General features: G+C 39.8%; 11 protein-coding genes. 5 read left to right on the top strand and 6 right to left on the bottom strand.

The annotated features are described in order from the left end of the window. Window positions 1-53 precede the first annotated feature (53 nt). Entirely contained in the window at window positions 54-809 is a 756-nt protein-coding gene (locus tag ACO1XM_RS18705; RefSeq protein WP_486231843.1) for a hypothetical protein, read from the bottom strand. Between the two features lie 318 nt (window positions 810-1,127). On the opposite strand from ACO1XM_RS18705, the gene ACO1XM_RS18700 reads away from it, so the two are divergent. Next, complete coding sequence (locus ACO1XM_RS18700) at window positions 1,128-2,639, top strand: MFS transporter (protein ID WP_486231841.1); 1,512 nt, start codon at window positions 1,128-1,130, stop codon at window positions 2,637-2,639. A 303-nt stretch (window positions 2,640-2,942) separates the two neighbouring features. Next, on the top strand, window positions 2,943-4,286 hold the full coding sequence (locus ACO1XM_RS18695) for a hypothetical protein (RefSeq protein ID WP_486231839.1): 1,344 nt from the start codon (window positions 2,943-2,945) through the stop codon (window positions 4,284-4,286). A gap of 173 nt (window positions 4,287-4,459) precedes the next feature. On the opposite strand, the gene ACO1XM_RS18690 is transcribed toward ACO1XM_RS18695, so the two are convergent. The 3 genes from ACO1XM_RS18690 to ACO1XM_RS18680 are packed head-to-tail and all read right to left on the bottom strand — an operon-like array spanning window position 4,460 to window position 7,905. After that, a complete protein-coding gene (locus ACO1XM_RS18690) occupies window positions 4,460-5,533 on the bottom strand; it encodes a mandelate racemase/muconate lactonizing enzyme family protein (RefSeq protein WP_486231837.1) in 1,074 nt (357 codons plus the stop codon). A gap of 23 nt (window positions 5,534-5,556) precedes the next feature. Further along, window positions 5,557-6,627 carry an N-acetyltransferase DgcN family protein gene (locus tag ACO1XM_RS18685; RefSeq protein ID WP_486231835.1) on the bottom strand — a complete coding sequence of 357 codons (1,071 nt, stop codon included), beginning with the start codon at window positions 6,625-6,627 and terminating at the stop codon, window positions 5,557-5,559. A gap of 21 nt (window positions 6,628-6,648) precedes the next feature. Beyond that, entirely contained in the window at window positions 6,649-7,905 is a 1,257-nt protein-coding gene (locus tag ACO1XM_RS18680; RefSeq protein ID WP_486231833.1) for a serine hydrolase, read from the bottom strand. 58 nt (window positions 7,906-7,963) lie between these two features. Between ACO1XM_RS18680 and ACO1XM_RS18675 the strand changes: the two genes are divergently transcribed. The 3 genes from ACO1XM_RS18675 to ACO1XM_RS18665 all read left to right on the top strand — a co-directional run bounded on the left by ACO1XM_RS18675 (window position 7,964) and on the right by ACO1XM_RS18665 (window position 10,347). After that, the gene (locus tag ACO1XM_RS18675; RefSeq protein WP_486231831.1) at window positions 7,964-8,392 is read left to right on the top strand and encodes a hypothetical protein; all 429 of its coding nucleotides are present in this window, start codon (window positions 7,964-7,966) and stop codon (window positions 8,390-8,392) included. A gap of 149 nt (window positions 8,393-8,541) precedes the next feature. Next, the gene (rlmN, locus tag ACO1XM_RS18670) at window positions 8,542-9,582 is read left to right on the top strand and encodes a dual-specificity RNA methyltransferase RlmN (RefSeq protein WP_486231829.1); all 1,041 of its coding nucleotides are present in this window, start codon (window positions 8,542-8,544) and stop codon (window positions 9,580-9,582) included. 102 nt (window positions 9,583-9,684) lie between these two features. After that, window positions 9,685-10,347, top strand: coding sequence for a carboxypeptidase-like regulatory domain-containing protein (locus tag ACO1XM_RS18665; protein WP_486231827.1), 663 nt, complete (start codon window positions 9,685-9,687; stop codon window positions 10,345-10,347). A gap of 79 nt (window positions 10,348-10,426) precedes the next feature. Here ACO1XM_RS18665 and ACO1XM_RS18660 read toward each other — a convergent pair whose 3' ends face one another. Continuing rightward, window positions 10,427-11,344 (bottom strand): rhomboid family intramembrane serine protease, encoded by a 918-nt coding sequence (locus ACO1XM_RS18660; protein WP_486231825.1) that lies wholly within the window; start codon window positions 11,342-11,344, stop codon window positions 10,427-10,429. A gap of 148 nt (window positions 11,345-11,492) precedes the next feature. Further along, window positions 11,493-12,092, bottom strand: coding sequence for a rhomboid family intramembrane serine protease (locus tag ACO1XM_RS18655; RefSeq protein ID WP_486231823.1), 600 nt, complete (start codon window positions 12,090-12,092; stop codon window positions 11,493-11,495). Between the last annotated feature and the right edge of the window lie 49 nt (window positions 12,093-12,141).

The following is a 12,141-nucleotide window of genomic DNA, read 5'->3' as shown; positions in this document are numbered from 1 at the left end:
AGGTGTAGATCAACTGCTTGAGTATCTTTCAAATTAATTACAACACTAAAATTTTAGTTAAGTCTTACTGTAAGAAATAGTGAGCCTGCAATTGTACTTCTACCGAAGACTAGAAAGTCAACCCTAACGTTACTATCTCGATAAACCCACTCATCATACACAGCATCTCTTGATAGCTTCCATATTGCTTTGGGTAGAATAATTTGACCACTTATTACTAGACCGACTTGTAACCAGGAACTACCATTTTTTCGGAAAGAATAGCCCAAGATGCTGTATGGCCGTACAGAATTGCTTCTAAGTTCAAGGCCAAGATTTTTTGAGTTTAAGAAACCAACTGATGGACTGGATGCAAAATTTCTGTCAGTTAAATTCATGAATAAGTAATTCCTGGTAAAACTGGCACCAAAAACCAGATTAAATAATTTATCCCTGATGATCTCATTTTCAACGTATAAACCATAGCCATATCCAGACATATAAAACGTTCGCTCAATTTGATTGATATTTTTTGTTGCTGTTTGAGACCTTAAATGAAGAAGATGCATTCCTACATAGGTATGATCTTCATTAGGTATGGTAATACCAAAAGAATAAGTTAACGACACAAACAGGTCGTTAACATTATCCATTTGAAATTGATTGTTGAGTGCCTCCATCACTTTTGTGTTGTCTGTAAAGAATTCGGCACCAACACTTACTCGATTTACTAAGGGCATTCTTTTTGTTGAATCATCAGTCACTTGAGCAATTGATGACTCAAATATCATTAGAAGAAGTACAAAAATTAATAGTTTACTGTCTAACATGATTTATCAGAATATGGCTGATAAAAAACCAGGTGAATGTTTAATGGCTTCTATAACTTCAAACTGTCCTAAAGAATGTTTTATCACTTTTCGCCATTTCAAATTTCGTTTGAAATTTATTTGGCAACTTTAGCACTTACTTTCTTCTCATTCGAATTAAGTAAATCCGCTATTGACATTAAGTTGTTATCCGACCAAAAACTAGAACAGGAAGCCCAATATGCAAGAATCTATTTTTCCAATTAATCTCATTTGCACGTAATCCCAAGACAGCGAATAGTAAATTATTCTCTTTATATTTCCTTTCAACTTTATCGTATGTCAACATCTTCTGCCCCAGCATCTAAGAAAGGACTTTGGTTTGTAATTACTGCTTCCTCTGTAGGTACCCTCATTGAATGGTATGACTTTTATATTTTCGGAAGTCTGGCTACCATATTATCGGAACAGTTTTTCCCTAAATCAAATCCTACTACGGCTATCCTCTCAACGCTTGCTTTCTTTGCCGCAGGTTTTGTGGTGCGCCCTTTCGGTGCCTTGGTGTTTGGCAGGCTCGGTGATTTAATTGGACGTAAGTATACTTTTCTGATGACGTTGGTGCTAATGGGTGGTTCTACCTTTGCCATTGGTCTTGTACCTTCCTATAGTTCTATCGGGCTTTTTGCACCCTTACTTGTTTTAATTCTTCGGCTAATCCAGGGACTTGCCCTGGGTGGAGAATACGGTGGTGCTGCAACCTATGTTGCAGAACACGCACCTTTGGGACAGCGTGGCTTCTATACGAGCTTTATTCAAACAACAGCAACGTTGGGGCTATTTGTTTCGATTGGCGTTATTCTGGCTACACGTCAGTATGTGGGGATTGAGGCTTTTGCTGACTGGGGCTGGCGTATTCCTTTTCTATTATCTGCTTTGCTGGTCGTGGTTTCCATTTTTATACGCATGCGCATGGATGAGTCCCCACTCTTTACAAAAATTAAAACGGAGGGAAAGATTTCTAAGAATCCGTTGAAAGAAAGTTTCGCCAATAAGGAAAATCTGAAATTAGTATTGATCGCTTTATTTGGAGCCACTGCAGGCCAGGGGGTGGTTTGGTATACAGGGCAGTTTTATGCCATGACCTTTATTGAAACTACGTGTAAAGTAGACTTTGTACAAACGCGCAACATTATTGCTATTGCTCTACTACTCGGCACACCCTTGTTTATTTATTTCGGATGGCTCTCTGATAAAATTGGCAGGAAGATGATTATGATGCTGGGTATGTTGCTGGCCATCATTTTTTACAGACCGATTTACAAACAAATGTATGCGATCACGGATGTTTCACTGAAAACCGAAATTGCAGATAGTAAAACTATTAAAAAAAAAACAGAAATACTTGATGATATTCAGGTAGAAGTCACTACATCCATTCAGCAGTATACGGATGGCAGCACACTTGAAGTAAAAATAAATGAAAGTACTGATGCGTTACCAAAATCAGCATGGCAGTTGTCGGATGATCAATTTTGGTTAATGGTATTTTTAGTATGGGTACAAGTTGTTTTTGTTACCATGGTGTACGGCCCGATTGCTGCATTCCTTGTCGAACTTTTTCCTACCCGTATTCGCTACACATCCATGTCTCTGCCTTATCATATTGGCAATGGTGTATTTGGTGGGTTGACTCCTTTTATCGCCACCAGTTTATTTATTGCGAGTAAGACTGATGCAAATCCAGCGGGTGATCCTTTTGCAGGCTTGTGGTATCCGATTGGTATTGCCGCCATTACGCTTGTAATAGGGATGATTTTTTTAAGTAATAAAAAAGTGAACGCCACTGAGTAAATTAAATTATTGTAACATGATTACGTACATCTGGTGCGATTAATTGACTTTACCGTATTTGTAAATGAAAAAGCAAATATTTTCTGAATTACGCACCCGGAGAACAAGTAAACATTAAATTTTTTTCTAAGTAAAAATACTTACGTAGGTATAACCAATTCAATGTACCCATGTCTTTTGAGCCTTGACTTGTAATTAAAATCGGCTAACTTTCTTATATCCCAACCCGCTGTCTACTGGTTTTATAGTATAGTCAGTGATTTCATTCTTTACTTACCGAATCATTTTAAACCCTCGAAATGTATGAGAAAGTTATTGATTGCCTCCCTTTTTGCTTTTTGCTCAACCCTTGGATTCGCCCAGCAAGAACCCTTGGTTGCAACCCCTACCGATCTATTTGACATGAGTCTTGAAGACCTCCTCAGCCTAGATTTGGTCGACAAAAATTTTTACTTGTACGGATACATCAACTCTAATCTTCAAAAAACATTTAGTTATCCTTCGCTAAACGGAATCGAAACAATAAGAAGGAATGATCCTACAGAATGGACACCTGTACGAAATTTTCATATTTATGGCCAGGGTAATCTATCCAAGAACATTGCTTTTCTATTCAACCTGGCGCATAACGATGGCTTAGTTGAAGTACGAAATGCCTGGGGAAATTTTTTAGTGAAGGATGCCTTTCAGATTAGAATTGGAAAAATGTACCGGAAGTTTGGACTTTACAATGAAAGGCTTGACCAAGTGCCCACGTTTATCGGAATTGAACCGCCCGAAATGTTAGATACAGACCACCTCTTCTTAGAACGCACCACCAATTTTATGATTCATGGGAATTTCAATAATGGAAAACGTTCTATATCATATGCACTGATGACTGATAATGGAGAGGGAGGTCCTGCTCAAAAGTTATTCGCTTTGGGTTGGGACTTGCGCTATAAATCATTTACGCAATCAATCATTGTTGGCACCTCTGGTTATTCATCAAGTATCAATGGAGAGAAAACAATTTCCACTGTTGGCTTGGGCGCTGGATCACCGCAGGGCGGTGTGCTTCCTTGGATGGCCGGTGATAATTTTACCATAGTTGGTTTGTATGTTGAGAAGCAACTTGGAAAATTTTTATTACAAGCTGAATTCTATAACTCAAAGCATAATGCTGAGCGAGATCCAAACAATGTTTTGATTTTGGTTAATAACGCAGACATCAACCAAAACCAACGTGAACGTTTTTTGGGAGCTAATGCTTCTACACCCAATGGTTCACTGACTACTGCTGACGTTGTTACCACAACATCTTTTAATGTTCAAACCTGGTATTTACGCTTAGGATATGATGTACAAACGGATGTTGGTCAATTTGTGCCTTATGTATTTCTTGACTGGATGAGTCATCCGGAGGTGATACAAAACAAAGATTTTGGTGGCGATGACGAAGCCGGACTCGCTGATGACGGAAAGTTTCTGAAGCCGTCCCTTGGTGTCGTTTACCGCCCTATACCAAGTGTGGCTATTAAACTGGATGGAAGCATTCACTCGCAAAAGTTTAATGACAAAACAGTTAGCTATCCTGAAATACGACTCGATTTCTCTTTTGCTTTCAGTAACATTGGCGTAGAAAAAGCCTTGAAGTCGGATAACTAAAAAGAAGTATAAAATATGATATTAATTCTCTCTGCCATTGGTGTTTAATACAACACCAATGGCAGAGATGTTAATTAGCATTAACAACATCAATCCACCTTTATTGCTTACGCTGAGCTTTGTCAATTGTTTCTTGCCTATTGTCAATTATGGTAAATCAACTTTTTATAATGCTAAATCAATTCAACACCTAAGCCCGGTTTATCAGTGCAAGACATCACACCATCTTTCAAAATAAATCCTCCTTTTACAATATCTTGCGCAAGATCGAGACTTCCATCCAGGTCGATGTATTTTGTGTTTGAACATGCAAAAGCTGTATGTAAAGCAGCAGTTATACTTACTGCACTTTCATCATTACAACCCCAGAATAAATCAACACCTGATTGCAGGGCAATGTCAGCAATTTTTAAACCCTGACTTGGGCCACCACACTTCATTAATTTAATATTGAATATACCACTTGCCCTGGGTGGTTTCACCAATTCGAGAGCATCTTTAGGGCTGATCAATGATTCATCTGCAGCCACGATTTCTTTTATCTCATCTGGCAAACTCTTCATTTCAGCAATAGCCCTGGCCGGCAAAGGTTGCTCTATCAATTCTATGTTGAGATGTTTTGTTTTGTGGTAAAAGTCTATGGTCTGTTGCACATTGTATCCCTGGTTGGCATCAATGCGAATGACGATGTTATTACCAAAACGTTCACGCAGTTTTACCATGCGCTCAATGTCTTCTGCCGGATCCTTACCTAGTTTTACTTTTAATATTTTAAATCCTTTTCCGACAAACTCCTCGGCTTCTACCAGGGTAGCTTCCACGTTTTTAATGCCAATGGTGTTTGAGGTTGGCATTGCCTTTATTTTTTGTCCAAAATATTGAACCAATGGAATACCTAAGAATTTTGTGAAGGCATCATGCAGTGCAATATCAAGGGCTGCCCGGGCGCCTGGGTTTTTAGGGAAACGCTGCCATACCTCAAAAGTGAGTTGATTAAGTTCTCGGATATCGCGTCCGATTAAAAAATCAAGATTATTTTCGTTTAAGGCTTCCAGCGTTTGCTTCAGGTTTTCGCCCACCACATATTCGCTAGGATTGCCCGAGCCCAAACCTGTGAGACCGTTTGCCAGTGTAATTTCGACAAAGGCGTTTTTAACTTCGTCTACAGTTTTGAATGCAATTGTATACGGTCTTTGGTTACCCAAGTCTACGCTCCATACTTTGATATGCTTGATTTTAGTACTCATGCTTTTTGCGATTGAAGTTTCAATTACTTTTTTGATTCTTTTATTAATTTTTCAAAGGCAGGGAGCAATGCCTCCAGCCCATCTTCCAAAGGAAGAATGGCCGGAATATTTAATTCTTGTTCGTAAGAGACAGCATATTTTCTTGCCTCCTCTGTAGTCATCTTGGCTGTATTGATCGTGATGGCGATGGTATCTGCGCCATACATTTTTATTAAGCTTACTTCATCTTTTAAAGAAGGGAGATAAGCCGGATAAAACTCCATGTCTTTATATTGTTTGCGTATTGGGCTATGTTGTAGCACAACGGCCTTTGCTTCAGCCGATACGATCCACTCAGCACCTGCAGGCCCACTCGGATTACGCAAGGAAGATTGACCTTCAATAAAAATGATATCGGGTTTTTCTTCCTGGTAGCAAGACCATACAGCATGCTCCATTTCACCCGAAATAAAATCGTTAAGTGTAGAGTCGAAAATGAAACCATGTTTGGCACCTTGCATCCACCCGGTTTGCCCTGTATAAATCATTTCTGCTTTGTAACCAGCCTTGCGCATCATCTCTACTAAAAAGCGTGTGGTGGTGCGCTTACCCATGGCACAATCAGTACCCAGCACTGCCACCTTGGGACATTTGGCTTCCACAATTTTACCTGACCAGAAATGAAGGTCTTTGAATTTTTTAGGCTTGCGTACGTCAATGATTTCCAGCTCTCTTTGTTTGGCAAGAGTCGCCAACTCTTCATGCTCCGATACATAATCGTGCAAACCATTTACAATGCTCAGGTTAAGCTCCAAGGCTTCCTTGATCATGACGCGCAATGTTTCAGGTATAACACCACCCTTAGTTGCTACCCCAATCACACAATACTTTACAGGTTCTTTGCTTGCATGCAGGGCATCGGCCATGGTAGCAAAAACCGGAATGTTTCTTTTCTTTTTATCTAAGATCTCGCCTGCATCTTTACCCGGATGCTTATGGTCAATAATACCTACAATATTAAAACGATCTGTTCCCCTGATGAGCCCGTGGGCAGTTTTAGCATTACTTGTATCTAAATATCCTCCGGTGATGACAATGGCGTTAGTCTTTTGCATATGGTTAAATACTGTTTTTAATTATCTCTTTCTTTCGTACTCAAATTTAAAGGCACTTACATCAGGCTGATGCTCTCTGTTTCTCAACAATTCATAATCATAAATAAGATTACCCAGGTTTTTTAAAAAGGGCTGGCCGACACTTTCGTATTCGTATTTGCCATCGTTATAGATACCGTCTTTGTTCACATGGATGACTGCACTTAACATAAATTCGATGTTATTTTCAAAATCAACGATGTAGGCATTATCAATCAAATAACCATAAGCATCGCCTACCTTATTGAACACCCTGATGTTTTTCGGCACTACACCCTTTCCACCAAACATTAAAAACTTACAATACGCATCGGTATACAAATCAGGCTCTTGATAGTAAGGTGGGTACGTTGTTTCCGTTGGTAATTGCGACATGTGCTGCAAGACAAATAAGCGATCTTCTTCGGGAATATTAAAACGACTCGCTGATGACACTGACTCCGGAAAGATAATTGACTTCAACATGCGCTGTTGTTCGTCTAAGGGAAAGAAATTTTTATAGGTAAAATCAAAAGGTGCTGATACAAGCGTGTCATTCTTGATAAAACCCTTACCCTTTAAGATGGGAGTACTGGATACGTAAGGATTTTCATTCACCAACATGGCTTGCTCATACACTACACCATGTTTTTGGAAAAAACGAATGGCTTCAGTATGTGCATTTTCATCGGGCGATAGTGCCCTTTCGAGTCGATGTAAAATTCTTGTATCGCCATATCCTTTTTTATGGAGTTCAGTGTTAAAATTTTCCTGACCAATAAATTCGTACAAGCGATTGTAGGCATCGTTATCACTAACGACCAAAATCTTTTTTGCGTAATGCGCTACCGAAGCCATGTTATTGGCCGAGGTGGTATCGGTGTGTACCGTACTTTGCCCGCTGTAAACACTGTCGTGCAACATGGGGGTATATTTATCAAGGTGTTGAATGTTGAGTGATCTCAATTTTTCCAATGCCAGTAAAACGGCAGGTAATTTAACCGTTGATGCGGGGTAAAAGTATTGGCTGGAGTCCAAGTTAAAATAAAAGCTTTTGAAAGCCGGTTTATTTTCATGGTCTCTGTTTACCTGTGTGTAGATTATCTGAACTTCGTAAAAATCTGCACTATCCAGGATGTGTTGAAACTGGCCGGGCTGATTTTTCATCAAATTCTCGAGCAGCCTGTCATCCTCTTTTGGGATTTTAGAACAGGCTGTTAAAAGACCAAACAGGAGAATAACCAAAAAGTAGTGCTTCATGCCGAAAAGATACACAGGCTGGCCTGAATTTTGACTAACTTCATAAAAATTGAATGCTATGAAAAGTCTTGTATGTCTATTCCTGACCCTTGCCAGCTTTAGTTTATCTGCACAGAACATCATAGGACGCTGGCAATTGATGAAACAAAGCAATTGTATGGACGAAAAGCTGGACAATCCCGAGCAATCGGAAGATATGGATGAGCTCATGAGCGATTTTAACAGCATGAAGAAGCGCACCCCTGATGTAATTGAGTTTAAAGACAAAATGAAGGGCGAACAAAGCACCACCTTATTGGGTAAGCGCAAAGAAGTGAATGAAAAGAACTTTTTATATCGCTATGATGGGACCACTTTGCATTTATTGGATAAAAAATCCAGAACCATTATTGCCAGTTATAACGTTGAAGAGCTTTCCAGTGCCAAGCTTATCGTTAGTGACGTAAACCGGCCTTGTGAAGTACGTGTTTTTGAAAGAATTCGCTAAAAAAGTCAGCGGGTTGCATGTTCGATCGCGAATTCAATATCGTTTAGTTAAGCCTGTTTTATGGCCTCACCTCCAATCCTCTCCGAGGGAGAGGATGAAAGGGGAAGCTTAACTAAACGACATTGATTACGAATTACTAATTTTGCAGGATGGTAGAGGTAAGCAAGCGCGATATTCGGAAGCTAAAACTAGAGGAGCTTAAGCAGTTTTTTACAGAACAGGGTGAAAAGGCTTTTCGTGCCCAGCAGGTATACGAATGGCTATGGCATAAATCCGCCAAGGATTTTGACCAGATGACGAACCTTTCGCTGCCTGTGCGCGAAATGTTAAAAACAAATTTTTCTATCAACCACATCAAGGTTGATAAAATGCAGCGCAGTGCCGATGGCACCATTAAAAACGCTGTTATGCTACACGATGGTTTAATCGTTGAATCGGTATTAATCCCTACAGAAAAAAGAATTACAGCTTGTGTTTCATCGCAAGTGGGTTGCAGCTTAGCTTGTAAATTTTGTGCCACCGCTCGTTTAAAACGCATGCGTAATTTAAATCCTGATGAGATTTATGATCAGGTGGTAGCCATTAAAGAACAAGCAGAATTATTTTTTAACCGACCGCTAACCAACATTGTGTTTATGGGTATGGGGGAACCTTTGCTCAACTACAATAATGTATTGGATGCCATTCATAAAATTACAGATCAGAAAGGATTAGGCATGGCCTGGAAACGCATTACGGTTTCAACTGTAGGTGTAGCCAAAATGATACGCAAGATAGCAGACGATCAGGTGAAGTTTAACCTTGCTGTGTCTCTGCATTCGGCCATCAACGAAACACGATCGTCCATTATGCCAATTAACGACAGCACACCACTGGAAGAGTTGGCCGATGCATTAAAACACTGGTACCAGAAAACCAAAAGAAAGGTGACCTACGAATATGTAGTGTGGAGAGGCATCAACGATAAAAAAGAAGATGCCTTGGCACTATTAAAGTTTGCCAAAATCATACCGAGTAAAGTTAATCTGATCGAATACAATTCTATTGATGATGCAGCGTTTCAACAGGCAACACCTGAGTCGCTGCGCATGTATCAGGAAATACTGGAAGCTGAAGGCATTACCACCCGCATACGCATTAGCAGGGGTAAGGATATTGATGCAGCCTGCGGACAGTTGGCGAATAAATAGAGGTTCGAGGCTATAAGTTGGAGGTTAGGGGCTAGAAGATTAAAACCAATTTATATTGATACAACTTTTTGATGCCTCTAAGCATCTTCGTAAAAACTAAATGTGAGACTTTTACTTTTCCTTCTACTCATAACTATAAGTCTGAACCTTAATGCCCAACAAAGCTATAGGGGTATTGTTGTGGATTCCGTAACGATGGTTGGTATGCCTGGTGTTTATGTTGCCGTAAAGGGTAGTGCTAAAGCCACAGTAAGCAATCAAAGCGGATTATTTACACTGACAGCCACCTCAGCTGACACGCTGGTTTTTTCTTATCTGGGTTATGTAACCATTGAGTTGCCTCTTTTTCTGGAAGAGGATGCCCTATTCATCCGCATGCGTGAACAGACGCAGATGCTTCAGGAAATAGTCATTAAAGCAACCCGCCTATATCCAAACGAAATTCTTGATCGTACGCGAGCAGCTCCGCGTAAAATGGCTGGTTATCAGGCTGCGCAATCACCTTTTACCTATTTCTCGAAAACAGAAAAAGAAAAGCGAAAGATTTACCGCTATGTGGAGGAAAGCAATAAAACACAAACCTATATTCAGGTAATTACTGATCCGGTAGTAAAAGAAATATTTACCAAGGATTATGATTTAAGTGATGAAGAATACTACGAATTGCTGGCTTCATTTAATCAGCGTTACCGAACTATACAGTATGCTACGAATCCCGAAGATATTATGGAAGCTTTGCATGCTTATTTTGGGGCGATGAAATAGGGAAGAATATAGAATTCAGAAAGCAGAATTTAGAAGAATGTCTTGGGACAATATGAAGTACCAGCATAATAATACAGCATTACTTCTTTGAAGCGTTGAAGAGTTTTTCTTTTTCTTCTTTGGTTAAGCTTTCGTAGCCACCATCGGATATCTTATCCAAGATTGCATCAATCTCTTCCTGAGATATCTTACCCTTTTCGGTAGCAGCTTTAGTGGTTTTGGTGCTCTTCTTTTGTGTAAAGGCTGCCTCCTCTTTGCGATAGCTCACTTTTACTTTGGGTCTGGGTTGAAATAAATCCTGCACCCAATCAATCACTACCGTTATCCACGAACCCCAATTAACACCTGCTTGTAATTGCTTCATGTACACAAAGCCCATAAAGGCACCGCCTAAGTGGGCCAGATTACCGCCAGCATTCGGACCTACAGATCCGATGAAAGAGATTACTATGTAAAAGAATACAATGTATTTTATTCTCACCGGCCCCAGAAATAAAAGGAAGAAGGTGTAATCTGGTAACAAAGTAGCCACTGCTACCATAATGGCATATACTGCCGCTGAAGCACCTACCATTCCATTAAAGTTAGAGGCTTCAATGAAATACGGAATGGTGTTAAACATGACAAGGTAAAAGACAGCTCCCGCCATTCCACCCAAAACATATAATGCTACCAGTTTATCACTACCCAGATACTCAATAAATAGTCTGCCAAACCAGTACAAAGCCAACATATTAAAAAGTATATGAAAAATATCGGTGAGGCTATGCGCAAATGAGTAAGTGAAGAGCGTCCAGGGTCTGGTTAAGAATTCCGCAAATTGTGGCGGAATCGTAAACTGATCATACACCACTTCAAACAGAGCATCAAAACCTGCTATACGAGAAAACACAAAAATAACACCCATGAAAAGAAAGATCGCCACGTTAATGATGATCAACTGGACATGCGCATGATTACTGCGCTGAAAGGCGTTTTTAAATTCGTTAAAAATCACTTTAAGTTTCCTCTAATTGTTATTTCTAATTCAATGTTGTTTAGTTAAGTCTTTTTTATTGCCTCACCTCCGGTCATCTCCAAAGGAGAGGATGAGTACGGAAACTTAACTAAACAACATTGTATTTCTAATTGCTAAAACTCTGCTTCTAAAAATATCCTCCTCTTCCTCCCTGACTTCGCCAGTATTGTATCATGGCAAAAGCAAATACCACACCACCTAAGTGTGCCAAGTGCGCCACTCCTCCACTTCTGTCCAGTAAAAATGACATTCCACCCAGTACAAATACAAGATACTTGGCTTTAATTGGAATAGGTGGTATCAGTAGCATGATTTCCATATTGGGGAACATCATACCAAAACCCATTAAAACACCATAAACAGCACCAGAGGCTCCTAACATGTAGCCAAAGGAATTGCCGTCCAGAAAGAAATAATCAATCGCAATGTTAAATACCCCAGCGCCAATACCTGTTACCAGATAAAACAGTAAAAAGCGCTTGGTTCCCCAGTAATTTTCTAAGATAGGTGCCGTGAAGGCAAGACTTAGCATATTAAAGAAGATGTGCATAAAACCACCATGTGCAAACATGTACGAAAACAGCTGGTAGGGTCGAAAATTTTCTGTACCCACGTTCCATAAAGAAAGTATTTCGGTTACATGTAAAGACCTGAACATGTTTTGCAGGATAAATACAATCACATTCAGAATAATAATGTTACGGACTACCGGTGTCAGATTCAGCATAAGTATTTATTGGTTCACAGTGCCATGGCAGTTTTATCAAGCTGCAGGC

This window comes from Chryseotalea sp., from assembly GCF_057350905.1.
The sequence above is the reverse complement of the archived record's forward strand: the minus strand, read 5'-3'. Positions and strand labels throughout refer to the sequence as shown.

Excerpts from the sequence above, each read along its gene's own strand:
- ACO1XM_RS18705 (WP_486231843.1), bottom strand. The coding sequence starts at position 809 with ATGTTAGACAGTAAACTATTAATTTTTGTACTTCTTCTAATGATATTT.
- ACO1XM_RS18700 (WP_486231841.1), top strand. The coding sequence starts at position 1,128 with ATGTCAACATCTTCTGCCCCAGCATCTAAGAAAGGACTTTGGTTTGTA.
- ACO1XM_RS18695 (WP_486231839.1), top strand. The coding sequence starts at position 2,943 with ATGAGAAAGTTATTGATTGCCTCCCTTTTTGCTTTTTGCTCAACCCTT.
- ACO1XM_RS18690 (WP_486231837.1), bottom strand. The coding sequence starts at position 5,533 with ATGAGTACTAAAATCAAGCATATCAAAGTATGGAGCGTAGACTTGGGT.
- ACO1XM_RS18685 (WP_486231835.1), bottom strand. The coding sequence starts at position 6,627 with ATGCAAAAGACTAACGCCATTGTCATCACCGGAGGATATTTAGATACA.
- ACO1XM_RS18680 (WP_486231833.1), bottom strand. The coding sequence starts at position 7,905 with ATGAAGCACTACTTTTTGGTTATTCTCCTGTTTGGTCTTTTAACAGCC.
- ACO1XM_RS18675 (WP_486231831.1), top strand. The coding sequence starts at position 7,964 with ATGAAAAGTCTTGTATGTCTATTCCTGACCCTTGCCAGCTTTAGTTTA.
- rlmN (WP_486231829.1), top strand. The coding sequence starts at position 8,542 with ATGGTAGAGGTAAGCAAGCGCGATATTCGGAAGCTAAAACTAGAGGAG.
- ACO1XM_RS18655 (WP_486231823.1), bottom strand. The coding sequence starts at position 12,092 with ATGCTGAATCTGACACCGGTAGTCCGTAACATTATTATTCTGAATGTG.